The sequence below is a fragment of the Shimia sp. R9_2 genome (assembly GCF_017743735.1).
Taxonomy (GTDB): domain Bacteria; phylum Pseudomonadota; class Alphaproteobacteria; order Rhodobacterales; family Rhodobacteraceae; genus Shimia.
Genome location: NZ_JAGHRO010000001.1, coordinates 484,221 through 509,148, shown reverse-complemented (window position 1 = coordinate 509,148; position 24,928 = coordinate 484,221). Strand labels below are relative to the sequence as shown.

Below are 24,928 nucleotides of genomic sequence, written 5' to 3'. Positions count from 1 at the left end.
AAGCATCTAGAATCAGCTTCTGTTCACGATCTGCCCAAATGGCGTTCACCAAGCCACACAAGCGCAAAAGCAATGCGCCCGAAGAATTCTGCCCTTGCATTGTGCTGGACCGGATGCCACGAAGCGGTCATATTGCAATTTCGTGACCAACCCATCGCGGAGGCCGCGTTGTTGGATCACTTTTGAATTCTAAAAATAAGCGCAGCGCAGGCTGCGGAGACTTGGATGAAAACCAAAAACACCAGCTTCCTCACCTTTGCTGAACGCCGTTTTCGCCTGAGCGGCCGCGCATTGATCGAAAACGGACATCCCTATTTTGTTCCGACCGATGATCTGGAAGCAAAGGCAGAACAATGGCCACATGGTTTCCTGTCCATGTCGCACTATGACTACCTCGGCCTTATGCATCATCCGGAAACGACAGGTGCTGCCAAAGAGGCCATTGATGCGCAGGGCACAGGCGTGGGCGCTTCCCGCCTTGTAGGCGGTGAACGGCTCGCCCATCGTGCGCTTGAAAACGACATGGCCGAATTCCTCGGTGTCGGCGGCGTGCTTTCAGTGATTTCGGGCTACCTCACCAATGTCTCCGTGATTGGCCTCCTGCTTGGCCCACGCGACCTCGTGATTGTCGATGAGCTTGCTCACAATTCCATCATCATGGGCGCACGCGGCACAAAAGCACGGTTTGAGACCTATGCGCACAATGATCTGGATGATCTGGAGCGCATTCTGCGCGAACACCGCGCAGAGCACGGGCGTGTGCTGATTTGCACCGATGGGCTGTTTTCCATGGACGGTGACATCACCGACCTGCCCCGTCTGCTGGATATGAAAGACGCCTATGACGCGTGGCTTTTGCTGGACGAAGCTCATTCCTATGGCGTTCTCGGTGAAACCGGTCGCGGTCTTTGCGAACACTTCGGCGAAGACCCCAACCGTGTGGAAATCGCCATCGGTACATTGTCCAAAAGCTTCGCATCCTCGGGCGGTTTCATCGCCGCAAATGCCGACGTCATTGAGTGGATGCGGTTCTGCCTTCCAGGCTTTGTCTACTCCGTAGGCCTGCCTCCGGCGACGGTTGCCAGCGCGCATGCAGCGCTCAACCTCCTTAAGAATGAGCCAAGCCGCGTTGCCAAACTGCGCGCCAATTCGCGCCGTTTCCTCACCAAGGCGGCCGAAGCAGGCCTGGACACTGGCACCGCCATCGGTGAGGCCGTTGTCCCGATCCTGTTTGAAACGCCCGAAGATTGCGTCTTTGTCGCTGAAGCCCTGATGCAACAGGGCATCTATGCGCCGCCCGTCGTGCATGTGGGAGTGCCCAAAGACATGCCACGCATCCGGTTCTTCATCTCCGCCGCGCACAGCGAAGCCGATCTGGATCGTGTGATCGATGCGGTCGCGAAGGCTTCTGAGGCTGCCGCAGCTTTGCGGCAACGTATGAGCGCGGAATAATCCCATGTACCTGACTGCTCACACGGGCTTTCAGGGCACTTCCCTGACGCATCGCAACGGGTCGACCTTTGCGATGTTGTTGGCATTTTTTGCCGCGTTCTGCCTGACACTGCAGGCAACTGCGGCCAAGGCAAAGCCGCAACTCGCGCTCACCTCTTCTGAGCAAAGCGACGTCTTGCCATTAGCGAATCCGGACTTCCCTCATCCTGATGAACCCGGCCAGCTGTTCTTTTTGCAACGCAATATGAACGCCAACACCGTGGTCTACAGCGCGCGTTTTGACGACGCGGGCAGCCTTATTGAAAAGTCACCAGTGTCCGTCTTTTGGCGCCGCTATGCCGATGAGGGGCAGACCATGGCGCTGCGCTGGTATGAGCGCGTGTTTGGTTTTGGCGTGCGCCTGAAATCGCACGCTTCAACTACATCGCGCACTCTGGCCTTCAATGCGCTGAAGTCTCAAAAGCTGGAACTGCGCCAGATTGCACCTTTCAAAGCGGCCCTGTTTACAGAACAGGACGGCCGCGAATATCAGCTGATTTATGGCTATCTCGATGTTGACGAAAGTGGGCTCTTGCCCAAAGTCACCCGTCTGCGTCTTTATACAACCGACCCCCAAACGGGGCTCTATGTGACCCACACTATTGCCGTTTCCGGTGGAGCTTTCAACGAATGACAAAATCCCCTTCTTCTCCGATCCGCACAGTGATTGTTGGTGTTGGCAACTGTGCCAGCTCGCTGATCCAAGGTGTTTCCTACTGCCGCGCTCTTGGCGATGAAGCCGTTGGCGTGAGCTTCCCGGACCTAGCGGGCTATACACCTGCGGATGTTGAACTGGTCGCTGGCTTTGACGTGGACAGCCGCAAGGTTGGCAAAACGCTCGGCGAAGCGGCTTTTGCAGCTCCCAACTGCACCGAACAGTTTCACACCGATCTGGCGGAGCAGACCGGCCCGGTCCTGCGCGGCCCCAATCTCGATGGTGTGGCCGCTCACATGCTCGCTAACCCGGAAGATCGCAGCTTCCGCCTGTCCGCAGAGGGCGCACTCAGCAAGGAAGAGATCGTCGCCAAGCTGAACGAGCTTGAAGCGGAAATCATGATCATCTTCCTCCCCGTCGGCTCTCAGAAAGCGGTGGAGTTCTATGTAGAGTGCGCGCTTGCAGCAGGCGTGGCCGTTGTGAACGGCATCCCGGTCTTTATTGCGTCTCATCCGGTATGGGCGGACAAATTCCGCGCTGCAGGCATCCCGATCCTGGGCGATGATTTCAAAGCGCAGATGGGCGCAACCGTACTGCACCGTACGCTTGCCAATCTGGCAGAAATGCGCGGTGTTGAAATCGATCGCACCTATCAGCTCAACGTAGGTGGCAACACCGACTTCCTGAACATGAGCGAGAACGCTCGTCTGGCCAACAAGCGTGAAAGCAAGACCGAGGCGGTGCAATCCGCGATGGAAGAGCGCCTGCACGAAAATGACATCCGCATCGGCCCATCAGATTATGTGCCATGGCTGAACGACCGCAAAGTTGCCTACGTGCGCCTCGAAGGCCGCCTCTTTGGGGGCGCGCGCACCAACATCGAAGTGCGTCTCGATGTGGAAGACAGCCCGAACGCCGCCGCCGAAGCGCTGGTGGCGATCCGTCTGGCACGCATTGCACGTGATCGCGGCCTGTCCGGCCCCATCACCGAAGCCAGCGCCTTCCTGTTCAAGCATCCGCCGGAGCAGATCGAAGACACCGACGCGCATGACGTCGTGTTGCGGTTCGTCGACGAGGCCAGCTGATGCGTGCCGCCTTCATTACAGGCGGCTCCAGCGGCATCGGGTTTGCCGCGGCGATGCAGCTTGCGGTGAAGGGGCATGACCTCGCGCTGTTTGCGCGTGATGCCAGCCGATTGCTGGCAGCGCGCGACGCCCTGCTGCAGGCAGCGCCCAACATCAAAGTGGAAACCTATGCCGTCGACGTCGCCAATGAAGTCGCGCTGACAGAGGCGCTTTCCGATGCTGTCCTCAAGCTGGGTGCTCCCGAAATGGCCATCGCCAGTGCGGGCATCGCCCAGCCGGGGCTTTTTCACGCGCAAAGCGCAGACCTCCACCGCAGGCATATGGACGTGAACTATTTTGGCACGCTCACTTTTGTTCAAGCGTTGACCAAACCGATGCAGGACGTGGGTGGCGGACACATCGGGCTGATCTCCTCCGGCGCGGCATTCTTTGGCATCTATGGCTATGGTGCCTACGCTCCGTCCAAATTTGCCCTGCGCGGATTGGCGGAGATTTTGCATCTCGAACTGGCGGCTGCCGATATCACCACCACGGTGATCTATCCGCCAGACACCGACACGCCTCAGCTGAACGAAGAGAAACGCACCAAGCCCATGGCCACCCAGAAAATCACCGAAGGAGGTGGCCTCTGGCAACCTGAAGACATCGCCGCGCGCCTCATTGCGGGGATGAAAGCGGGCCACGCCACGGTTGCACCGGGCTTTCAGATGGCCGCGCTCAACCGCCTTGGCAGCCTGATTGCTCCGCTTCTGCGCTGGCACCAAAAACGCATCATTTCCCAACACGGCAACCAATGACCATGCCCACTGTCCAAGACATTGCCATGGCCGCAGCGGTCATCATCGGCGCGGGATTTGTCATGCTGCTTTTGCTGGCATTGATCCCAAACATCCGCCGCAAAAGCCTCGACCTTGTCGTCACTCTGCTGAGTGCCACCCTCATCCTCATCTGTCTGCTCGCGCTCTTCCTTCTGGGGCCGCAGGCTCTGATCGCGGGGCTGACACTCGCCGCCGCCCGGATCGGCTACGAGGTCGCCACGTTGCGCCTTGCAAAAGAAACACACGTGATTTTGGCGGCTCTTGCTGCCGCTGGTCTCACCGTGATCAGCGCGCTGTTCACACCGGTGGCGATCGCATGCGCTGGCCTATGGTTCCTGCTGTTCGCCCGACAACTGGCAGCCCGTCCAACTTCGCCCAATGCCGCAGTCGACGTGCTTCTATTTCCCATACTGCCCATGGCTCTGCTGGCCTATGGCGCAGCACACCCAGAACTCACCGCGCTCATGTTGGCTGCCTACGTTCTGGTTGAGATTTTTGACAGTTTCGCCCTCCTGATCGGCAGCCTACTGGGGCGCACCAAAGCCTTCCCGATCCTCAGCCCCAACAAAACCATCGAGGGCCTCGCAGGTGGCGCAATGGCGCTTGTGATCGCACTTGTCGTAGCCGCGACGATCTGGGGCTTTTCCCCGCTCAAAGCCGCCGCCACCGCACTTTTCGTCGGCGCCCTCGCCGTGGCAGGAGACCTCACCGCCTCACGCCACAAGCGCATTGCCGGTGTAAAGGACTATCCCCGCGTCCTTGCGCGCCAAGGCGGACTTCTGGACAGTCTGGACAGCTGGATTGCCGCGAGCGCTGGCCTTGTGGCGGTCCAGTTCCTCAGCGCATTGTGGTGAGCGTCTTGCCAGCGGCGCGACACATGGTGACACTCCGCCCATGAGCCGATTGGGAACCTTCCTGCGCCTTCCGGTGCTGCGTGTGCTGGGCAAACCGCTTTTTTTGCGGCTTTTGCTTCTGTTGCTCGTGATCGAGGCGATCTTTCTTGCCGAGAGCTTCACCACATTGATGGAACACGCCCTGCGCCTCGGTGGCGGTCCTGTGGATGTGGCACATCTTCTGGGCTTCAAGGTTCCGGAAATCATCGACCTCGCGCTTGCCATGAGCCTGCTAATCGCCACGTATTTTGCCACGCAGGATGCCCGCAACCGGGGCGAATTGATGATCCTTGCAACCGCCGGTGTGCATTGGGGGCGGGTGGTGAGTTTTGTGCTAGCCTTTGGCCTCATCGGCGGCGCGCTCAGCTTTGCCAACGCAGGTCTGATCCTGCCCAGCGCCAAATTTGGCGAGCGGCTGGCGCTGATTGAGCTGCAAAAGGAGTTTGTCCTCACGCGCATTCAGGAAGGCGGCAACGAAACCACCCTGCAAACCCTGCGTGACACAACCTTTATTGCCACCCCGCCAAACACATCGTCTGAGCGCGCCGAAGAACGGGGCCATCTGTTTGTGTTTCAGCCCGATATCAACGGAGGTTGGCGTGCAGCAAATTCAGAAAACTGGCATGTCACCGACCCCGAAGTCTCCGACACCCATAAAATCCAGCTGCAACAGCTCAACGTGCTTGAAGGCCTCTACCCGTCACCAGATCTGACACCCAGGCCGCTCAACAGCTTCGCCACCAAATCCGCGGATTTTGCATTCTCCATGTCCGATGCGCTGCCGGAAACCGACACCGAACGCAGCGCGGCTGAACGGCTTCTCAGCCTTTCAGACAGCGAAACCGGCCAGATCACCCGCCTGCTGTCGCGCGCGCTTATGGTACCCATGGCCGGACTGCTGGCCTTGGCGGCACTGGTGGCGGGAGGGGGCGGCCCACTGCGTTTTGCCGCCCTACCTCTGGCCGCGCTCATCATGATGAGCAGCGATGTCGCCAGCGGCGCGATCCTCTCTGGGCTCGCATCCAGCCTGCCTACAATTCTGATCTGTGCCGCCGCCGCCCTGCTCTATCTGGGGCCACCGCTGGCCTATCTGATTTGGCAGGGAGAAGCCCTCATGAAACCGGAGGTGCGCCGATGATTGGGCACCGGCACACAGGGCTTGCGGTACGCGCCATGGTGCGCGGGGATCTCGCTGCCATCGGCTTCATGATGTTCACCCTGCTTGTGGTGGCCTTGGCCATTGATCTCGCGAAATGGCTTGGCTCTGTTCAGACGCAGGCCGCAGCCACTGATGCCCCACTTTGGTCGGTCCTGTTTCCCTATATTGGCTATCGCAGCGTCGACATCATCACCCGTCTGCTCACCATGGCATGCCTTGCAGGCGGCTTTGTCGTAACACTGCTGCGCCACCAACGACAGGACGATGTGATCCTCGCAGCCTCCGGTGCTGGACCAAGTTTCCGGATTTCTGCGCTGTTGATTTCCGGCCTGCTGCTGGGTCTTGTTCAAATGGCCGGAGAAAACTGGCTGCGCCCAGAAGCGGTGTCCCGACAGGTGGCCGCCAATCTTGGCGACTATGGCAAGCGTTACCACAACAATGAGTTGGGCACCCAATGGGTGGTCGCGGACAATCGCGCGCTGCGGGCCACGTTCACCCGGGGCGACGCCGCCCATCTGAGCGACGTGATGCTGTTTGAGGGATTATCAGAGCCGCAACTCAGCCATGTTCTTCACGCCAACGCTGCGCACCCCAGCTTTCGCGAAGGTATATGGACCTTTGAGCAGGTCACTTACTGGGACGTCAAAAACGCCGCTACCCCCAAATTGGAACCGCGCCTTGATATGCCCTTTGAACTGGACCCCGAAACCGTCCGCTGGTTCGGGGTAGACGCCTACTATCTCCCCAACGCCTCCCTGCGCGCCATCGCTTCAGCACCAGAAAGCGCGGCGGCCTCTGATGCCGCAACCGCTCTTGCGGTGCGCAAAGTTGCGATTTTTCTGCCCGTGATCTTCGCCTTTCTTGGCGTAAGCTTGGCCGGTCAGGGCGCGGTCGGGCGCCGCCTGTCCCCTTTCCTGCTTCTGGCGCTGGCCGCCGTGGGCTATCTCTCCGTGGTTTCCGTCAAAGTCTTCTGGGCGCTCGGCATTCACGGTGTTTTGCACCCAATGCTTGCTGCCTCTCTGCCCGCCGCCTTCGCACTTGGTCTCGCTATCGTCCTGCAACTTCGGCTCGCCGGTTACTTACCCACAATCCGTTTCAAGAACTCCCCTAAGGTCGCATCGTGAAAATTGTGCAGCTCACCCCCTACGCGATGGACCGCCCCGGCGGGGTGCAATCCCACGTGCGCGACCTTTCGGCTTGGTTGCGCAGCCAAGGCCATGAGGTGCGCATTGTCGCCCCACCCGGCCAACCAAATCATGCGGAAGAAGGCCTGATGACAGTTGGCACCGCCCGGCCCTTCGCAATCCATGGCACCGCCTTTGAGGTCAGCCGCGCCACCCGCCTCCAACGCGCACAGGCTGTTGCAGAGCTGCGGGGCTGGGGCGCGGAGGTCGTGCACATGCACACCCCTTGGACTCCGCTGCTACCATGGCAGATTTGGCGCGCACTGAAGCTGCCCGCCATCGCCACGTTCCATGCAACCCTGCCGGAGAGTGAGAGCTTTGACCCCATGTCTTGGGCGCTGCGGCGTGTGGGACGTTATTTCAACCGCCGGATCAACCGCATCGTTGTGCCGTCCGAGGCTCCTTACGCGCAATGGAAAGCCGACAAAGCAAACCCACTGCCGTTGATCTTGCCACCCGCCATAGATCTCTCTTCTTGGCGCGCAGCAGCAAAGGCAACCAAACCCTCTGAAACATTTCGGGTTGTCTACATGGGCCGCCTTGAAGCACGCAAAGGTGTTTCCGTCCTGCTTCAGGCCTGGCGGGAACTGCAAAACCAACTGCCCAATGCTGAGTTGATCATCGCCGGCGCCGGAGATGAAGAAGACAGCCTGCGCGCCTATGCGCAACGGCACCACCTGCACAACTTGTCGTTCCAACCTGCCCCCAACAATGCCGAGGCCCGCGCCCTGATCGCCAGCGCAGATATCTTCGCAGCACCTGCCTTGCACGGAGAGAGCTTTGGACTTGTGTTGATTGAGGCCATGGCCGCTGGCGCGCTCCCTGTCGCCGCGGACAACGAAGGCTTCCGCACCGTTATGACCGGCCGGGGCAAAGATCTTCTTGTGCCACCCGGAGATGCCCAAGCGCTCGCTGATAAGATCAAGACACTGGCCACCGATGCCCCCAAGCGCACGACACTTCAGAGCTGGGCAACAGACCACGCACATCGTTTTGACGTCGCGACCGTCGGGCAAGATTACATCACGCTCCTCCAAGTCGCCATGCGACAGCGCCGCTAACGCAACCTGAACTTGCCAAGTATTCCGGAGCATGACAGACCCATTCCCGTCCCTTCGACGAAGTCTTCTGAGACGACTGGGACAACACAGGTTAAAAGACTTTGAGGCATGTGAGAGCGACTATGGGCGATCTGGTTATTTCGGCAGATTTCGGCACCTCCGGCGTAAAAGTCGGTGTGGTGGATAGCTCCCTCACCGTGCTCGCACGCGTTACAGAAACCTATCCGCTCTCGTTGGCCTCCGGTGGAGTGGCAGAACAAACGCCTGAAGATTGGTGGGGCGCTCTTGCGCATGCACTCGCCGCTCTTCGGCGTGACGTGCCTGATCTCTCCAAACGCGCGTCAGCGCTTGTGTTTTCCTCCCAGCTTCTCGGCCTGATTTGCTGTGATGTGAATGGCACCCCGCTGCGCCCATGCCTCACATGGCTCGACAAACGCGCAGCCCCTTTGGGTCAAAAACTCATCGGTGGCTTCCCCGAGGTGCTTGGCTACAACATCCCGCGACTGGCAAAATGGCTGCGCATCGCCAATGGTGCTCCCGCCAAAAACGGCATGGACCCCACCGCAAAAATGCTCTGGGTCATGCAACAGGAACCGGAAATTTACGCCCGCACCCGTTGGATGCTGGACGTAAAAGACTGGCTCATCCATCGTGCCACAGGCGAGTTCACCACCAGCCCCGAAAGCGCCAACCTGAGCTGGGTGATGGACACCCGACAAGGCCGTGAAGGCTGGTCCGATACGCTCTGCGCGCTCACTGGCATCGATCGCAGCAAGCTCGCCCCGATCACCCAAGCAGATGCCGTTGTGGGTCCGCTCACCGCGCAGGCCGCGGCAGAACTCGGCTTGCCACCGGAGGTACAGGTGCTTGGCGGCACATCTGATGTGATGGCCTCAGCTCTTGGATCTGGCGAAGTTGCGGATGGCGCTCTGCATATTTCCATCGCCACATCGGCCTGGATCGCAGGCTTCTTCCCCAACCGCCGCCTGAGCGTGCCGCATTCCTACGCCACAGTAACAACCGGCCTCGACTTCCGCCCTCTGTTGATCGCCAGTCAAGAAAACGCAGGCTCCGCCCTTGATTGGGTCTGCGGCGTCACCGGCGGCGGCGCGGTTGATACCGGCTTTGATGACATCGGAGCGCCACAAGCCGACGATCCTTTCTTCCTGCCTTGGCTCGCCGGAGAGCGCGTGCCGGTCGACAATGACAGCCTGCGCGGCACTTTCCACGGGCTCAGCCTGCACCACGACAGCGCCGCGATGCGCCGCGCCGCCATCGAGGGTGTTGCGCTGAACCTGCGGTGGGCCATGTCCAAGGTGCAGCGCGAAAAAGGTGTTCAAACTTCCGGGGCGCTGTCCATTGTGGGCGGTGTGGCCGCCAACCCGATTTTTGCCCAGACACTCGCCGACGCGCTAAACCGCGACATCCGCGTGTGCAGCGCACGCCACGCCGGCATGTTGGGCACGGCCACGCTGGCGGCGCCATCTATGGGCTGGGCACCTACGGTGACCGATGCCGCTGCCACACTCAAATTGCGCAGCTCAGCTTTCTACTCGCCAAACCCGGATCGCGCAGACGCCCTGGCCGCGCGCGCCGAGAAATTGGACAAAATCCGCCGCCGCCTCATCCGCAGCTACACCTGAAGGACACATCATGATCGACGGGCTCATGAAATCGACAATCGACCCGCTGTGGGAGGCCATGGCCACGCCTTTGGTGAAAGCCAAGCTGACGCCAAATCAGGTGACATTCATTGGCCTGCTGCTCGTGATTGCGGTCTCACTGGCTTACCTCTGGCACGGCTCACCCGTGGCATACGGCCTCACTCTCATTCTGGCGTTTGTCTTTGACGCATTGGATGGCGCGGTTGCCCGCCGACGCGGATTGTCCACCAAAGCGGGGGGCTATTTTGACGCCATGGTGGACCGCTACCAAGAGCTTGTTGTGCTGGCCACTCTGGCCCACATGCACGACGCTTGGCCACTCGCACTGGCTTGTTTCTCAGGCTCGGTGATCACCTCTTACGCAAAGGCGCGCACAGCCATCGAAATTCCAGTATCCAACACGGACTGGCCTGATTTCTTTGAGCGGATGGAGCGCGTGATCTACCTCTGCGCCATGCTCCTGATCGCAGGCGCACTTGGCAACTGGGCGGTGATCTGGGGGTTGGGCGGCTTTGCGCTCCTGTCGCATTTTACCGCCCTGCAGCGCGCGCATCGCGCCACGCAAATGCTGCGTGCTCAGGATGCTGAAGACTCTGCTGAAACATAGGCGCCGCTTCGGCTCACACGCCATGTCCGCCACATGTCAGGCGCAAAGGTCATGAGGTAGAGCAAGAACGAGGAAAGCAACAAAAGCTCAAGCCCTGTGTAAACATAATAGACCTCGTAGCGCAGTCCCTCCGGCGCATGTCCTTTGCCTAGGAAGAAAACCAGATAGCTAATACCCAGCGCGATCGGCACCCAAACATAGGCGCGCCGCCAAGCCGCGTAGCGCGGGGTCAAAACGCGGCCTTCTGCGCCCAGCTGCGCATAGCTGCGCGACAGAAACTCGCCACACACCACCACCAGGGCTTGGCTGAAGAAGAACAGATAGCTGCCCAACATGTGCTCATCGCGAAAATGCGGAAAGCGATACTGGCTCAGAACCACCAGGCCCACACAGGCCATCGCCTGCAAAACCAACAGGGTCCAGGTCAGCAGCGTGATGCGCCGCACCATCTTGGCATCAGACGCGCTTGTCCGCAGCTCGCGCAAAGCAGGCAGACACAGCAGCACCACACCGACAAACAAGATCGGCGCACACAAAAGCATCCAATCCGCAAACGGTTCGCCAATGCGCGGATCTCCAATGGATTCGCTGATGGTATAGGGGCGCTCGGCGGTCTTTTCAGGGTAGAACAGAGCGTATTGCCAACGCGCCGGGTAAATCTGTGCATTCACCACCAGCGTGACAAACCCGGTGCAGATCAGCGAAATCAACATCGCCAATCCTGTGCCGCGTAACGGCGTCCATTGCGTATTGGTCATCTGCCCAAAGCCTCTTTACGTGCGCGCATGCGCTCGTCCGACACGATGCGCCCCGCCTCCATTTTGATCAAGCGATCACATTTGCCAAATTGATGATCATCATGTGTCACCGCCAGCACCAACCGACCAGATGCTGACAGCTCCGGCATCAGCACATCATAGAAAAACGCGCGATTGGCCGGATCCTGATCCGCAGCAAACTCATCCAGCACAATGATCGGCCTTTGCTCTGCAAGGGCCACTGCCAGTGCGAGGCGGCGGCTCTGCCCTGCAGAGAGCGAAGTGTTGGAGAACTTATCCCCTAACAACTGAACCCGCTCTGCCAGCCCAAGCTGCGCAATCCGGCTTTCCAAGGCAGCCAACTCCGTTTCCGGCATGCCATAGGCATGTTCAAACAGATGGAACTGCGCAAAGACCGCAGAAAACAGCTCGCGATACATTGCGGTCGTGTCATCCGTCAGTGGCGCACCATTGAGCAGGATGTCTCCTGTTTCCGGATGGCGCATGCCCGTGATCAAAGACAGCAAAGTGGTTTTGCCCGAGCCATTGCCCCCGCAGATGAACACCGTCTCCCCGGGGTGAAACGTCAGATCAATCGGCCCAAGGTGAAACGGCGTCACATCCGCTCGCCCGATTTCACCGACATTGGCCTCCACACCGCGCAGCGCAATACTGTCAAACCGGTCCAATGGTTTGGACACCGCATGCAGCGCCTGGCTCTGCGCCTCAGCCAATTCGGCCTCGACCCCTTTGATCTTGTAGTAGCTCGCCTCCGCGCGGCTCAAAATCGGCAGAGTGTTGAAAACGAGTTCGGTCGGGCCATTGACCAAGAAGATGATGGTCAGCACCTGAAACATCACGATCGCATCGCCGCCAGAGAGCATCGGCAAAATGATCACCACAAAACACATGAGCAGCGCGACAGCCAGTTGCCCACCACCGGTGCTCGCAGCAAACAAGCGCTCTGAGCGCATCTTGTGAGCCACCTGCGCTGCGATCACGGCTTTGGTTTCACCCTCCAGCGCATCGCGGCGGCTGCCACGCAAGCGCAGTTCCTTCCAGCCGCTCAGCATATCCGTCACACGGTCGCAATACGCCGCAAAGGACTCTGAGGCCTTGATCGCCCAGCGCCTTGCAGGGCCATCCATCAGGGCAAAGCCGATGCCCCCCAAACCAATCGCCGCCACGGCCGCGACGCCAGCAATCCAGCTCACATAAAACAGATACGGGATGGCAAACAGCAAAACCAATGCTGCCCCAATGGCCTCCACCAGATGGATCACCGCCTGCGCAAGCTGGTTCACCTCTGCCGTCATCGCACCATAGACTTTGCCATGGCGGCGCGAGATCAGAAAATCGATGTTGGCACGCAGCAAAAGTGCGGAAAGCCGATTGCGCATCTGCGCTTCAATCCGGGTGATGAGGGTAAAGGCGCGGACCTTCTGAAAATAGCCCGATACCACCATCGCCGCGGCACAGATCAGTAGCATCGCGACCGACCATCCAGGTCCTTCGCTATAGCGCTGCGCGGTTTCATTGATCGCAAAGATCATCCCAGCGCGGCTCAATCCGGATATCAGCGTGAGAAAGACAATGGGATCGCGCATGCCAGCACCCGCATCCAATAGAAAGCTCACGACCTCAAGGCGACGGGCAAAGGCTCCATCAGGTTCCGCCGTCTGAGACGCGGTATTGGTCTTGGCTTTGATGCTCACACAGTTCACTTACGCCGGTCAATCCGGTCCCCTCGACCGCTTTTCACCCGGAAAACGGCACCGACGCAATACCATCCCGATACTGCCAATAGACAACGTGGCATTTTAGGCGACGCCGAAGATCAGGCCTTGCCCGCTTCTTTGGTTGACCCAGCTGCCCTGCCCCTCAAGATAGCGCAAAGACTTTGGGGGAGCGGAACAATGGCAAAAGCCAAAAACATCCTATTCATCATGTTTGACCAGCTCCGTTGGGACTACCTCAGCTGCTATGGCCATCCGCACCTGCGAACCCCGCATATCGACCGTCTGGCTTCCCAAGGAGTCCGCTTCACACGCGCCTATATCCAGTCTCCAATCTGCGGCAGCTCCCGCATGTCCACTTACACAGGGCGCTACGTCCACAGCCACGGTGCAAGTTGGAACGGCATTCCACTGAAAGTTGGCGAAATGACCATGGGGGATCACCTGCGCAAGGCGGGCATGGATTGCTGGTTGGTGGGCAAAACCCACATGCGCGCAGACGCCGAAGGCATGGCGCGACTGGGTTTGGAACCTGACAGTCTGATTGGCGCCCGTGTTGCCGAATGCGGCTTTGATGTCTTTGAACGCGATGACGGAATGAAGCCCGAAGGTCCCGAAGGCAGCTATGACCCTGACGGCGCCAAGGCCTACAACGCCTATCTGCAAGACAAGGGATACGAGAGCGACAACCCTTGGCATGACTTCGCAAACTCCGGTTTGGATGAAGAAGGCAACGTCCTCTCTGGCTGGTTCCTGAAGAACTCTTCTGAGGCGGCGAATATCGCCGAAGAGGATAGCGAAACGCCTTATCTGACCACTCGCGGCATGGACTTCATCGCCCAAACTGACGGGCCCTGGTGCTGTCATCTCAGCTACATCAAGCCCCATTGGCCCTATATCGTCCCGGAGCCCTACGCCTCCCTGTTTGGCCCTGAACACGTCATGCCTGTTGTCCGCTCCGACAGCGAGCGGCAAAACGCCCACCCGGTTCTAAAAGCTTTCATGGACACCAAAATTGGAGAAACCTTCTCACGCCAAGATGTCCGCGACGCCGTCATCCCTGCCTATATGGGCTTGATCAAACAGGCCGATGACCAGATGGGACGCCTCTTTTTATGGCTGGAGGAAACGGGCCGGATGGAGGATACAATGATTGTGCTGACATCAGATCACGGCGATTTCCTGGGCGATCACTGGATGGGAGAAAAGACTTTCTTTCAGGACGCTGCCACGAAGGTGCCTCTGATCATTTATGATCCAAGCCCGGAGGCAGATGCCACACGCGGCACCGTATGTGACGCATTGGTAGAGTCCATTGACCTTGCCCCTACATTTGTCGACGTCACAGGCGAGCAGCCAGCCTATCACATACTGGAAGGCGAAAGCCTGCTGCCCATTATCCATGGGCAAAAGGAGACAACAGACCGCGCATTTGTAATTTGCGAATACGACTACTCCGCCAGCCCCATCGCCACGCGGCTCAACGCTTCGGTTCGGGATGCGGTACTGTTCATGGTCGCCACGAAAGACTGGAAACTCATCCACTGCGAGGGCGGTTATCCCCCGCTGCTGTTCGATCTGGTCAACGACCCCAATGAGCTCACCGATCTCGGACAAAGCGCGGAGCATGCCGAGATCATCGCGACGATGTATGACCACCTCTTCACTTGGACCCGCCGCCAATCCCAACGCACAACCCGCTCAGAGGAACAGCTCAACGAGATGCGCACCAAATCTGGAGGCAAAGGTGTTGTGATCGGGATCTATGATGAAAGCGACGCGCCGCTTGAACTGACGGTGAAATATCGCGGCCTGAAAGCCAAACCCTATGAGGAATACTTGAAGGGCTAAAGCGCCCTAACCTTGATCTGCGCATGGGAACCACAGGCGGAACACCGTGCCTTCACCAATGGTGCTGTCCGCCTCTATGGCGCCATCATAAAGCTCCACCAGTTTGCGCGAGATCGACAGCCCCAACCCGGTGCCCTCCCCCTGTTTGGTGGTGAAAAACGGGTCGAAAATCCGGCTCAGATGCGCGTCTGTCATGCCGACACCTGTGTCCGCCACCTCGATCAACACACCAGCCTGATCGTCTCGCGTGTCGTCCTTGGTAGAGACCCGCAATGATCCCCCCTCAGGCATCGCGTGAATGGCGTTGACGATCAGATTGATCAACACCTGCTGCAGCTCCGTACGGTTGATCGCAACCGCCCCTTCGCTTTCCAGCTCCAACTGCAACGCAATGTCGCCGGTGTTCAGCAAATGCTGCACCAGCGGCACGGTATCCACCATCACCGCCGAGGGTTGATGAAGTTCGCTGCCTTGCGCGTATTCATCTGGTCGGGTGAACTGCAAAAGCTTGTTCACAATCAGAAAAATCGAATGCGTCTGTTCATCAATCAGTTTCAGCTCGGTGCGAATATCCTCAATCCGATCCCCAAGCTGCACGCGTATCACATCCAGATTCCCCTGGATCACCTGAATGGGATTGTTGATCTCATGCGCGATGCCCGCCGCGATTTCACCAACTGCCGCCAGTTTTTCGGACACAACCAGCTGCCGCGTCGTGGCTTCCAGCCGCCGGTTTGCTTCTGCCAAATCTTGCGTCCTTGCGGCCACCCGCCGGTTCAACTCCCGATCGCGCTCCTGAATTTGCTCAAGCAGCGCATCCATCTGCGCCGCCACGCGCGCGATCTCCTCATCGCTGTTTTCAACGCCAGTACGCGCCCCCAGATCACCCCCTTCCACCCGCGTGATCGTGCGCAACATCCGCTCCAGCGGCGCAAAAATCTGCCGCGCCCAGCGCAAAAAGATCGGGACAGAAATCAGCACAATCACCGCAAACGCGACCGCAAAAGTCAGGATGGTCGAGAACTTTGCATCTCGAAATGGCTGATCCAGAAAGCCGACGTAGAGCATCCCGACGCGATTACCAAAGCTATCCGTGACCGGCTCATAAGCTGAGATGTACCAATCGTTCACCACAAAAGCGCGATCGAGCCAGACCTCACCCCGATCCAACACAGCCTCACGTACCACAGCAGATACACGGGTGCCCAAGGCACGCTCATCCTGAAAGAGGCGCACATTGGTGGAGATGCGCACATCATCCAAAAACAGCGTCGCGGTGCCTTGGCTGCCTTCGGTCAAGCTCGCGGTCGGATAGACCAGATCGTTGATCGTATCAATAAACGGGAGATTGCGATTGAGCAGAACGCCCCCAACCAAAGCACCGTGCCGTCCGTCTTCTGACACCGGCGTGGCCGCATGCACCATCATGCCCCGGGTCTCCTCGACACGTTCTGTCGGCACCGCAGCCTGTGTCGGCACCAGTTTAATACGTGCAAGCTCAGCCAGATCGGAGGAGACCTCGGCCAGATCCTCACCTGAAAAGACGTCAATCTGGGCAGAACCAAACCCGGCCAGCGCCTGAGAGACAACAGGCCACCGCGCCAGATTTCTGTCATCCACCAAGCGGGGAGAGGAGATCACAGAGCCATCCGCGGCAAGGTAATAAAGGAAATCCAACCCAAGCTGGACCCGCTGCACCTGCAGAAGGCGCGCGATGCCATCCTGATCGTCGGACCGGACATGATCCACAAAATCCGCCGAGGCCGCCAAGGCCTGCATCCGCAGATCACTGTTTTCAAGCAGCTGAGACAGGTACTGATCCGCAATGGTCAGCTCGCCATTCACTTTGGCAATCAGCAAGTTATCAAACCGCGAGGACCAATTCACCGCCGTAATGATAAAGAACAGCGGCATGATGACCAGCGTTGGCAAAAGCGCGATGGCCAACAGCCGCATCCGCACAGAGGCGGAGCGGCGACGTGGCAGCCAGGCCCAGGTTGGCCTTGATGCCGAAGATGACCCTTTGGCGCTTGTGTCAGTCATTCCACATTGCGCATTTGCGATCGATGGTTTTACGGGAAATCCCCAATCGCCGTGCGGCCTCCGCACGATTGCCATCGCAGGCGGCCAGCACCGTCAGAATATGCCGACGCTCCACCGCCGCGAGGCTGTCCACCGCTGCAACCTCTTCTTCGGCGCCGTTGGCCGCAAACTCCGCCGGCCATTCGCCCACAATCAGCGACCGCTCAATCAGGTTGCGCAACTCGCGCACATTCCCCGGCCAGTCATACCGCGCCAAATTCAAAAGCACCCCCTCAGACAGGGTCAGTGGCGGCACACCGAGCGACTTTGAGATCTGCTGCAAGAACATCAAAGCCAGCTCTTTCAAATCCCCCTCGCGGTTTTGCAAAGGTGGCATCTGAATGTTCAGCACATTGATGCGGTGATACAGGTCTTCTCTTAGGCGGCCATCTTTGACCGCCGCTTCAAGATCGGCGTTGGTGGCAAAGAGAAACCGCAGGTCCAGCGGCACTTCCCGAGAGGAGCCCACAGGCCGGATTTTCTGATGTTCCACCACACGCAGCAGTGCCGCCTGCACCGGAAGCGGCAGTTCCACGATCTCATCGAGGTAGAGCGTGCCGCCATTGGCATTCATGAACACACCATCATGACGTACCGTGCGCCCGCCCGCGTCCTGACGGATATGCCCAAAAAGCTCATGCTCAATCATGTCACCGGCAATGGTCGCGCAATTGATTGGCACAAAAGGTTTGTCGGCGCGCGGTGACATCATGTGCAACGCACGCGCGGCGACCTCTTTGCCCGTACCGGTATCCCCCGTCAGCAAGACCGGCGTTGGCAAAGGCGCGGCACGGGCCATCGTGGAGCGTATGGTCTCAATCTGCGGCGAACTGCCAAGCAGGCGCGCGCGCACATGCTCGTTGCCCGCAGCAAGCTCATACTTCAGCAGGTAATTCTCCCGCCGCAGGTTCACCCGATCCACACAGCGTGCCACCGCGTTCAAAATCTGGTTGGAGCGGAAAGGCTTCAAAACAAAGTCGACGGCCCCCGCGCGCATCGCTTCAATCGCGGTGTCCATATCTGCAAATGCGGTGATCAAAATGGTGTCAGCAAAGAACCCAAGCTTGCGCTGCTCGCTCAGCCACTCAAGCCCCGAGGTTCCGGGCATCACATTATCAAGAATGACGATGTCAAAATGGTTCTGATCCAACAGGCGGCTAGCCACATCCGTATTGGCCGCCTGCTCTATGCGTCCGACCACCGGGTCGAGAATTTTGACGATGAAGTTGCGGATGCCCGGCTCGTCATCCACCACCAGCACCGAAGCTGTCGACAGGCCAATGCCAAATTCAGAAGGACGTTTGGTTTGCGCAGACGCACGGTCTATTTGGTTCATGTGGTCAATCCAACCTTACGGCTGTTCCACTGGCAACATCGCTGGCAGAAAACCCGATGGCGTGCAGCCCATAGTAGGCGCCCACGGAAATGGCAGCCACCGCTGCGCAGGCCAGGAAAAACACTCTCATATCTTTAGTCCTCAAAGTCGCTGTAAAGGCGCAGATAGGCGATCAAATCTGCGCGGTCTTCGGCGCGGGTGATGCGTTGAACCGGCATTTTGGTTCCCGCAATATACACGTCCGGCCCCAAATCAAAAAGCGCATCAATGGTTTGGCTTGTCCAAATCACATCAGATGTCAGCAAAGTGTCGGAGTAGCTGTAGTCAGAAACCGTGCCCGCTTCGCGCCCAAAAACATCCTTGAGCGTCGGCCCAGCTCGTCTGGCACTGTCTCCGGTGAGCGTATGGCAAATGGAGCATTTGCGCTGAAACTGGCGCTCGCCATTGGATGCGCTGTCATTGCCGTTCAGAAACGCGCGACCTTCCGCCACCATCCGGGGGGTGTCATCCGGATCAGACAGCGGCCAGCTGAACATCGCCTCATCAAGGCCACCCGCATGAATATTTTCCCCATCAGCCGAAAAAGCCAACGCCCAGATCGGCCCGCGATGGGTGGCCCTGATGTCATTGGCAATCGACCAATTCTCAGTGTTCAGCATCAGAATATAACCTTCGCCATCACCCACAGCGAGGTGACGGCCATCCCGGCTGCTGGTCATGGCCAATATCGGCCGCCGCTCAAGCGTGATGTCCTTGATCAGCTCCGCAGTGTCAGGGGTGACAATTTTTGTGACGCCATCCACCGCGCCAAAAGCCAGCCAACCAAGATCCTCACGCAAAACCAAAGTGTTCACACCGAAACCATTGGTCAGGAAAAGCTGCCTCAAATCGCCAGTCGCGGTGTCATAGAGCCGTATCTTGCCGTCTGCAGAGGCGGAAAACAGCGCGGCACCGTCCTGTGCAAAGGCAACGTCATTCACATTGCTGCCGACTTGAATAAGACGCGACGCGTCACCGCTCAGCGGCCAGATGCCAACCGATCCATCCCAACTGGCGCTTGCGACACTGCGCCCATCAGGCGCCACTCGCAGCGCCATCACCTTGCCCTTGTGCTGCCCCAGAATCTGCGACGTTCCAGCACTCAGATCCCACAGCCGCACGGCAAAATCATCCCCGGCGGAAACCGCCAGAGTGTCAGTCACAAAAACCACCGCGTTGACCGCTGCCTCATGCCCTTCCAGCCACAGCGGTTCCTGATCTCGCCAAAGACCAAGGGAATTGTCGAAACTTGCGGTCAGGATCTGACGGCCGTCCGGGGAGACAGCGATGCCTTTGATCGGGCCGCCGTGGCCGGTCAGTTGAAAGAACTCCCCAGCCACAGCACCGGTGGCCCAAAACAGGAAACCAAGAAACAGCGCGACAGCCCGCATGATTACTCCGCTGGTGTCGCTCGATCAGCGCCAGATTTTGCCTGCGCTTTGGCAAGCTCCTCCTCATACCAGATTGAATGGTGCTCCTTCGCCCATTGCTCATCCACCTCACCGGTCGCCATGGTCTCAATCGCGCCTTCCATGCCCACGGACCCAAGATAGATGTGCGCCACGATGATGGCGATAAAGACAAAGGCCACGATCCCATGCCAAAGCTGGCTGAGCTGCATTTCTTCATAAGGGGAGAGCACTTCCGGCAACGCACCGCCCGTGACCAACTGCGGCAGACCAGTCATGTTCAAAATATTGAACGTCTTGGCAAACATCGGCAGCTCAAACGGGAACAGCAGCGCGAGACCGGATGCCGAGATCGAAACGCCCAGCACAATCACAGACCAGAAAATGATCTTCTGCCCTGCGTTGAATTTTTTGGCAGGCGGATGCACGCCTTTGGAAAACAGCCCACCGCCTTTGGCCAGCCACTTGATGTCCGTGCGATCCGGAATGTTGTGATGCACCCACATGACAAAGACCATCGCCAGTCCCAGCATAAAGGCCCAGGCGATGTTGTTGTGCACCCATTTGCCGGCCAGTGCGATGGTGGCATAGGCTTCGAGCCCCATCCAGGGCAGGATAAACTTACGACCGGCGATCAGCACAAGGCCGGTGATCCCAAGGACAATGAAGGACACGCCCATCAGCCAATGAGCAAACCGTTCAATCGCCAGGAAGCGGATGATATTCCGCCCGGTCTTGGCCCCTTCGATCATGATCCTGCCGCGGATCAGCCAAAACAGTGCAATAACAGCCGTCATGCCTCCCAGCAGATAAAGCCCATAAGTGAGCAGCGGCCCTTCGCGGAACGTCAGCCAGGCCATACCACTGTCTTGAATGAGCAATGTGCTGGTTGGCCCGCTGGCCTGCGTGGTGGTGTTGGCACTGCCATAGCGCAATGCACGAAACACTTCGGAATCTGACGCTACGCCGCGCGTGCCCAGCTGGCCAATCAACGCTTCGACATTGCCCTGCCCGGTCGCATCGCGCCGGAAACTGTCGTCCAGTTTCTCACCACGCTGTCGCGCCATGATATCTTCCAGCGTCTGAGCGCCGCCCGTTGAACTGCGATCAGGTGCCGTGTCTTGAGCCAAAGCTGGCCATGCCAACATGAACGAAAGAGCCATCCAGAGAAGCGCGCGCATCACATCCTCATATCATCTGAAACCATGGGGTCAGGGCTCTGCCCATAACCGCGCATGAAAGAGTTCTTAGAAACATCAAACCGGCGGCAAGGAAACCCGCCGCCGGTGATTTTGACGGTATCAGCCGCCTTTTTGCTCATAAGCGGTGCCCCAGCCCCAAGCGCCGGTGCCAAAACCGCGCGCCACAACGCGTTCACGGTAAATCGCGGAGACAACATCCCCGTCACCCGCCAGAAGGGCTTTGGTTGAACACATCTCCGCGCAGATCGGCAGCTTGCCCTCTGCGATGCGGTTGCGGCCATATTTGGCGAATTCCGCAGTGGAGTGGTTCTCTTCCGGACCACCTGCACAGAAGGTGCATTTGTCCATCTTGCCGCGGCTGCCAAAGTTGCCTGCCTGCGGATATTGCGGCGCGCCGAACGGACACGCGTAGAAGCAATAGCCACAGCCAATGCACAGGTCTTTGGAGTGCAGTACCACACCTTCTTCGTTCTGATAGAAGCAATCCACCGGACAGACCGCCATACAAGGCGCATCTGAACAGTGCATGCATGCCACAGAAATCGAACGTTCACCCGGTGTGCCGTCGTTGATTGTCACAACGCGACGCCGGTTGATGCCCCAAGGCACCTCGTGCTCGTTCTTACAGGCCGTCACGCAGGCGTTGCATTCGATGCAGCGTTCCGCGTCGCAGAGAAATTTCGCTCGTGCCATTTCTCTTCCTCCTTATGCTGCCCAGATTTTGCAGAGAGTCGCTTTGGTCTCCTGCATCTGGGTCACGCTGTCATAGCCATATGTCTGCGCCGTGTTGGTGGCTTCGCCCAACACATATGGATCGGCCCCTGCCGGATACTTGCTCCGCAGGTCCTCCCCTTCGAAATGACCCGCAAAGTGGAACGGCATGAAGACCACACCTTCGCCGACGCGTTCGGTCACCATGGCCATCACTTTGACCTTGGCCCCTTCGGCACCTTCGACCCACACCTGCGCCTGATCACGCACACCGAGATTGTTCGCATCACGCGGGTTGATCTCGACAAACATGTCCTGCTGCAGCTCGGCCAGCCACGGGTTGGAACGGGTTTCATCCCCGCCACCCTCGTATTCCACCAGACGACCAGAGGTCAGGATCAGCGGATAGTCCTTGCTGAAGTCCTGTTTCTGGATCGAGGCGTACATGGTTGGCAGACGATAGAATTTCCGGTCCTCATAGGTCGGATAATCCGCCACCAGATCACGACGGTTGGTGTAGAGCGGCTCGCGGTGCAGCGGGATCGGATCCGGGAAGGTCCAAACCACAGCACGGGCTTTCGCGTTCCCAAATGGAGCACATTCGTGCTTGATCGCCACCCGCTGGATGCCGCCTGACAGGTCGGTTTTCCAGTTGGTCTTGGGTCCGGCCACCGCATCAATCGCAGCACGCTCTTCATCCGTCAGATCGCCATCCCAACCCAGATCCATCAGCATCTGCATTGTGAATTCCGGATAGCCATCCTGAATCTCGGAATCGAGGCTTGCCACACCTTCGGCCAGAAGGTTGTCACCGTCACGTTCCACACCAAAGCGGGCGCGGAAGGTCAAACCACCCTCAGAGACACGTTTGGACATGTCATAGAGGTTTGGCGTGCCCGGGTGCTTCATCTCTGGCGTGCCCCAGCATGGCCACGGCATACCGTAGTAGTCACCATCAGCCGGACCACCATTCGCTTTCAGCGTGGTGCGGTCAAAGGTGTGCTGGTTTGCCATGTGCAGCTTGATGCGCTCAGGCGACTGACCAGTGTAGCCAATCGTCCACAGACCTGCGTTGAACTCCCGGGTGATGCTTTCCACATTCGGGGTGTTCTCGTCTTCCATTTCGATGTTGCGGAAGAAACGGTCTGCCCAGCCAAACTTGTTGGCAAAGAGGCCCATGATCTCATGGTCCGGCTTGCTCTCAAACAGCGGATCAATGATCTGATCACGCCATTGCAAAGAGCGGTTGGACGCGGTCGCGGACCCGCGGGTCTCAAACTGCGTACAGGCCGGCAGAAGATACACGCCATCGGTGCGGTCTTGCATAACAGCAGAAGCGGTTGGGAACGGGTCGACAACGACCAGCATGTCCAGCTTCTCCATCGCTGTTTTCATTTCCTTACCGCGCGTCTGCGAGTTTGGCGCGTGGCCCCAAAGCACCATGGCCCGCACTTTGTCGGGGTTGTCCATGTTCTCTGGATCTTCCAGCACACCGTCGATCCAACGCGACACCGGAATACCGGTGAGATTCTGAAGCGACTTCTCTTTGCCGTCAGCACCTGTGGTGGTCGCAAACTGGCCTTTCAGCCAATCGCCATCTTCACCCCAGACACGGCCCCAGTGCGCCCATGCGCCTGCAGACAGGCCATAATAGCCCGGCAGCGTGTGGGACAGAACGCCAAGGTCCGTTGCGCCTTGCACGTTGTCGTGGCCGCGGAAGATGTTGGTACCGCCCCCCTCTGTGCCCATGTTGCCCAGCGCCAACTGCAGCACACAATACGCACGCGTATTGTTATTGCCGTTGGTGTGCTGCGTGCCACCCATGCACCAGATCACGGTGCCGGGACGGTTGTTCACCATCTGGCGTGCAACGCGGCGCAGCTGTTCACCCGGCGCGCCTGTGACGCGTTCAACTTCTTCCGGGTTCCACTTGGCCACTTCTTCCTTGATCTGGTCCATCCCCCAAACACGGGTGCGGATGAACTCTTTGTCTTCCCAACCGTTTTCGAAGATGTGCCACAGGATGCCCCAAACCAGCGCCACATCGGTGCCGGGACGGAAACGCACATATTCATCTGCATGGGCCGCCGTGCGCGTAAAGCGCGGGTCACATACGATCAGAGGCGCGTTGTTGCGCTCTTTCGCGCGCAGCACGTGCAACAGCGAAACCGGGTGGGCTTCGGCCGGGTTGCCGCCAATGATGAAGATGGCTTTGGAGTTGTGGATGTCATTGTAGGAGTTGGTCATGGCGCCGTAGCCCCATGTGTTCGCAACACCTGCAACAGTGGTGGAGTGACAGATACGCGCCTGGTGATCCACGTTGTTTGTGCCCCAATAGGCAGCAAACTTACGGAACAGATAGGCCTGTTCGTTGTTGTGCTTGGCAGAGCCGAGCCAATAAACGCTGTCCGGGCCGCTTTCTTCGCGGATCTTCATCATGCCGTCGCCGATCTCGTTGATCGCCTGTTCCCAGCTGATGCGTTTCCACTCACCACCTTCTTTTTTCATCGGATACTTCAGACGGCGTTCGCCATGGGCGTGCTCGCGTACCGAAGCGCCTTTGGCGCAATGTGCACCGAGGTTGAACGGGCTGTCCCAACCTGGTTCCTGACCGACCCAAACGCCGCTCTGAACCTCTGCCACAACCGTACAGCCCACAGAGCAGTGGGTGCAGACGGATTTGACAGTTTCAACGGCGGTGTTTGCGGCGTCTTGGGCTTGCGCCTGAGTGACGGTGCCTCCTGTGGCACCAATTGCTGCCAGCCCGCCAATGGCGAGGCCGGATCCGCGCAGGAATGTGCGGCGGTCTACAGCTTTTTCAGCTGCAACAGACAGGATACTTGTCCGCTGGGGGCGTCGCGCAACCCCGTTGGTCTTTTTCCTAAGCATAGTTTCCTCCCTTGCTGTCCCTTAACGGGAACTTGCTAGGTAACTCTCTGATCCCGACCGGTGGGCGTCACGCAACCGGTGGTCGGGGGCGGGGATAACGTCCGATCAGAACCGGGCGCTGTCGAGGTAAGCGCGGGTGTGCGCAGTGTCCTGCATCTTGTTGCTGGACAGGTCAGCCGGTTGGGCTTCCGCCGTGTCAGGCGAAAGGGCCACCACTGCGGCTGCAGCTGGGGCTGCCGTCGTGGCGAGCTTCAGAAAGTCGCGCCGGCTGGCGCCTTTTTCCTCTGGCTGGCTCATG

The 24,928-nt window shown here is 58.8% G+C and carries 21 protein-coding genes; 11 read left to right on the top strand and 10 right to left on the bottom strand.

Annotation, left to right across the window (positions count from 1 at the left end; translation table 11 throughout):
* Positions 1 to 225 precede the first annotated feature (225 nt).
* The 10 genes from J7400_RS02375 to J7400_RS02330 all read left to right on the top strand — a co-directional run bounded on the left by J7400_RS02375 (position 226) and on the right by J7400_RS02330 (position 10,617).
* Entirely contained in the window at positions 226 to 1,452 is a 1,227-nt protein-coding gene (locus J7400_RS02375; RefSeq protein WP_209058573.1) for an aminotransferase class I/II-fold pyridoxal phosphate-dependent enzyme, read from the top strand.
* Between the two features lie 4 nt (positions 1,453 to 1,456).
* Positions 1,457 to 2,125 (top strand): DUF4833 domain-containing protein, encoded by a 669-nt coding sequence (locus tag J7400_RS02370; RefSeq protein WP_209058572.1) that lies wholly within the window; start codon positions 1,457 to 1,459, stop codon positions 2,123 to 2,125.
* Positions 2,122 to 3,231, top strand: coding sequence for an inositol-3-phosphate synthase (locus J7400_RS02365; protein ID WP_209058571.1), 1,110 nt, complete (start codon positions 2,122 to 2,124; stop codon positions 3,229 to 3,231). Before J7400_RS02370 ends, J7400_RS02365 begins: the two co-directional genes overlap by 4 nt.
* A complete protein-coding gene (locus J7400_RS02360) occupies positions 3,231 to 4,028 on the top strand; it encodes an SDR family oxidoreductase (protein WP_209058570.1) in 798 nt (265 codons plus the stop codon). Before J7400_RS02365 ends, J7400_RS02360 begins: the two co-directional genes overlap by 1 nt.
* Positions 4,025 to 4,903, top strand: coding sequence for a phosphatidate cytidylyltransferase (locus tag J7400_RS02355; protein WP_209058568.1), 879 nt, complete (start codon positions 4,025 to 4,027; stop codon positions 4,901 to 4,903). The genes J7400_RS02360 and J7400_RS02355 overlap by 4 nt, the downstream gene beginning before the upstream one ends.
* Positions 4,904 to 4,943: 40 nt before the next feature.
* Positions 4,944 to 6,080 (top strand): LptF/LptG family permease, encoded by a 1,137-nt coding sequence (locus J7400_RS02350; protein WP_209058566.1) that lies wholly within the window; start codon positions 4,944 to 4,946, stop codon positions 6,078 to 6,080.
* A complete protein-coding gene (locus J7400_RS02345; protein WP_209058564.1) occupies positions 6,077 to 7,225 on the top strand; it encodes an LptF/LptG family permease in 1,149 nt (382 codons plus the stop codon). Before J7400_RS02350 ends, J7400_RS02345 begins: the two co-directional genes overlap by 4 nt.
* Complete coding sequence (locus J7400_RS02340) at positions 7,222 to 8,346, top strand: glycosyltransferase family 4 protein (protein ID WP_209058562.1); 1,125 nt, start codon at positions 7,222 to 7,224, stop codon at positions 8,344 to 8,346. Before J7400_RS02345 ends, J7400_RS02340 begins: the two co-directional genes overlap by 4 nt.
* Before the next feature lie 122 nt (positions 8,347 to 8,468).
* Entirely contained in the window at positions 8,469 to 9,989 is a 1,521-nt protein-coding gene (locus J7400_RS02335) for an FGGY family carbohydrate kinase (protein WP_209058560.1), read from the top strand.
* A 10-nt stretch (positions 9,990 to 9,999) separates the two neighbouring features.
* Positions 10,000 to 10,617 carry a CDP-alcohol phosphatidyltransferase family protein gene (locus J7400_RS02330; protein WP_209058558.1) on the top strand — a complete coding sequence of 206 codons (618 nt, stop codon included), beginning with the start codon at positions 10,000 to 10,002 and terminating at the stop codon, positions 10,615 to 10,617.
* Here the strand turns inward: J7400_RS02330 and J7400_RS02325 are convergent.
* Both J7400_RS02325 and J7400_RS02320 read right to left on the bottom strand, forming a co-directional pair.
* The gene (locus J7400_RS02325) at positions 10,587 to 11,375 is read right to left on the bottom strand and encodes a hypothetical protein (protein WP_209058556.1); all 789 of its coding nucleotides are present in this window, start codon (positions 11,373 to 11,375) and stop codon (positions 10,587 to 10,589) included. The two genes, J7400_RS02330 and J7400_RS02325, sit on opposite strands and share 31 nt — an antisense overlap.
* Positions 11,372 to 13,090: a cyclic peptide export ABC transporter gene (locus tag J7400_RS02320; RefSeq protein ID WP_209058554.1), complete on the bottom strand. Its 1,719-nt coding sequence runs from the start codon at positions 13,088 to 13,090 to the stop codon at positions 11,372 to 11,374. Before J7400_RS02320 ends, J7400_RS02325 begins: the two co-directional genes overlap by 4 nt.
* A 201-nt stretch (positions 13,091 to 13,291) precedes the next feature.
* On the opposite strand from J7400_RS02320, the gene J7400_RS02315 reads away from it, so the two are divergent.
* Complete coding sequence (locus J7400_RS02315) at positions 13,292 to 14,962, top strand: sulfatase-like hydrolase/transferase (protein ID WP_209058552.1); 1,671 nt, start codon at positions 13,292 to 13,294, stop codon at positions 14,960 to 14,962.
* Positions 14,963 to 14,968: 6 nt separating this feature from the next.
* On the opposite strand, the gene J7400_RS02310 is transcribed toward J7400_RS02315, so the two are convergent.
* The 8 genes from J7400_RS02310 to J7400_RS02280 form a co-directional block, all read right to left on the bottom strand.
* Entirely contained in the window at positions 14,969 to 17,005 is a 2,037-nt protein-coding gene (locus J7400_RS02310; RefSeq protein WP_209058550.1) for a HAMP domain-containing sensor histidine kinase, read from the bottom strand.
* A complete protein-coding gene (locus tag J7400_RS02305; RefSeq protein ID WP_209058548.1) occupies positions 16,998 to 18,380 on the bottom strand; it encodes a sigma-54 dependent transcriptional regulator in 1,383 nt (460 codons plus the stop codon). The genes J7400_RS02310 and J7400_RS02305 overlap by 8 nt, the downstream gene beginning before the upstream one ends.
* 4 nt (positions 18,381 to 18,384) lie before the next feature.
* A complete protein-coding gene (locus J7400_RS21315) occupies positions 18,385 to 18,510 on the bottom strand; it encodes a hypothetical protein (RefSeq protein ID WP_280637703.1) in 126 nt (41 codons plus the stop codon).
* 4 nt (positions 18,511 to 18,514) lie between these two features.
* A complete protein-coding gene (locus J7400_RS02300) occupies positions 18,515 to 19,810 on the bottom strand; it encodes a c-type cytochrome (RefSeq protein WP_209058546.1) in 1,296 nt (431 codons plus the stop codon).
* Between the two features lie 2 nt (positions 19,811 to 19,812).
* Positions 19,813 to 21,009: a formate dehydrogenase subunit gamma gene (locus tag J7400_RS02295; RefSeq protein WP_209058544.1), complete on the bottom strand. Its 1,197-nt coding sequence runs from the start codon at positions 21,007 to 21,009 to the stop codon at positions 19,813 to 19,815.
* Between the two features lie 120 nt (positions 21,010 to 21,129).
* Positions 21,130 to 21,723 carry a formate dehydrogenase FDH3 subunit beta gene (gene fdh3B, locus J7400_RS02290; protein WP_209058542.1) on the bottom strand — a complete coding sequence of 198 codons (594 nt, stop codon included), beginning with the start codon at positions 21,721 to 21,723 and terminating at the stop codon, positions 21,130 to 21,132.
* Positions 21,724 to 21,735: 12 nt separating this feature from the next.
* Positions 21,736 to 24,630: a formate dehydrogenase subunit alpha gene (locus J7400_RS02285; RefSeq protein WP_209058540.1), complete on the bottom strand. Its 2,895-nt coding sequence runs from the start codon at positions 24,628 to 24,630 to the stop codon at positions 21,736 to 21,738.
* A gap of 105 nt (positions 24,631 to 24,735) precedes the next feature.
* Positions 24,736 to 24,927, bottom strand: a complete 192-nt coding sequence (locus J7400_RS02280) for a ubiquinol-cytochrome c reductase iron-sulfur subunit N-terminal domain-containing protein (RefSeq protein ID WP_209058538.1) — start codon at positions 24,925 to 24,927, stop codon at positions 24,736 to 24,738.
* Between the last annotated feature and the right edge of the window lies 1 nt (position 24,928).

What these genes read in the sequence shown, in the direction of transcription:
- J7400_RS02285 (WP_209058540.1), bottom strand. Translation starts at nt 24,630, where the DNA reads ATGCTTAGGAAAAAGACCAACGGGGTTGCGCGACGCCCCCAGCGGACA.
- J7400_RS02345 (WP_209058564.1), top strand. Translation starts at nt 6,077, where the DNA reads ATGATTGGGCACCGGCACACAGGGCTTGCGGTACGCGCCATGGTGCGC.
- J7400_RS02310 (WP_209058550.1), bottom strand. Translation starts at nt 17,005, where the DNA reads ATGACTGACACAAGCGCCAAAGGGTCATCTTCGGCATCAAGGCCAACC.
- J7400_RS02355 (WP_209058568.1), top strand. Translation starts at nt 4,025, where the DNA reads ATGACCATGCCCACTGTCCAAGACATTGCCATGGCCGCAGCGGTCATC.
- J7400_RS02350 (WP_209058566.1), top strand. Translation starts at nt 4,944, where the DNA reads ATGAGCCGATTGGGAACCTTCCTGCGCCTTCCGGTGCTGCGTGTGCTG.
- J7400_RS02325 (WP_209058556.1), bottom strand. Translation starts at nt 11,375, where the DNA reads ATGACCAATACGCAATGGACGCCGTTACGCGGCACAGGATTGGCGATG.
- J7400_RS02280 (WP_209058538.1), bottom strand. Translation starts at nt 24,927, where the DNA reads ATGAGCCAGCCAGAGGAAAAAGGCGCCAGCCGGCGCGACTTTCTGAAG.
- J7400_RS02300 (WP_209058546.1), bottom strand. Translation starts at nt 19,810, where the DNA reads ATGCGGGCTGTCGCGCTGTTTCTTGGTTTCCTGTTTTGGGCCACCGGT.
- J7400_RS02315 (WP_209058552.1), top strand. Translation starts at nt 13,292, where the DNA reads ATGGCAAAAGCCAAAAACATCCTATTCATCATGTTTGACCAGCTCCGT.
- J7400_RS02375 (WP_209058573.1), top strand. Translation starts at nt 226, where the DNA reads ATGAAAACCAAAAACACCAGCTTCCTCACCTTTGCTGAACGCCGTTTT.
- fdh3B (WP_209058542.1), bottom strand. Translation starts at nt 21,723, where the DNA reads ATGGCACGAGCGAAATTTCTCTGCGACGCGGAACGCTGCATCGAATGC.
- J7400_RS02330 (WP_209058558.1), top strand. Translation starts at nt 10,000, where the DNA reads ATGATCGACGGGCTCATGAAATCGACAATCGACCCGCTGTGGGAGGCC.
- J7400_RS21315 (WP_280637703.1), bottom strand. Translation starts at nt 18,510, where the DNA reads ATGAGAGTGTTTTTCCTGGCCTGCGCAGCGGTGGCTGCCATTTCCGTG.
- J7400_RS02360 (WP_209058570.1), top strand. Translation starts at nt 3,231, where the DNA reads ATGCGTGCCGCCTTCATTACAGGCGGCTCCAGCGGCATCGGGTTTGCC.
- J7400_RS02335 (WP_209058560.1), top strand. Translation starts at nt 8,469, where the DNA reads ATGGGCGATCTGGTTATTTCGGCAGATTTCGGCACCTCCGGCGTAAAA.
- J7400_RS02305 (WP_209058548.1), bottom strand. Translation starts at nt 18,380, where the DNA reads ATGAACCAAATAGACCGTGCGTCTGCGCAAACCAAACGTCCTTCTGAA.
- J7400_RS02370 (WP_209058572.1), top strand. Translation starts at nt 1,457, where the DNA reads ATGTACCTGACTGCTCACACGGGCTTTCAGGGCACTTCCCTGACGCAT.
- J7400_RS02365 (WP_209058571.1), top strand. Translation starts at nt 2,122, where the DNA reads ATGACAAAATCCCCTTCTTCTCCGATCCGCACAGTGATTGTTGGTGTT.
- J7400_RS02295 (WP_209058544.1), bottom strand. Translation starts at nt 21,009, where the DNA reads ATGCGCGCGCTTCTCTGGATGGCTCTTTCGTTCATGTTGGCATGGCCA.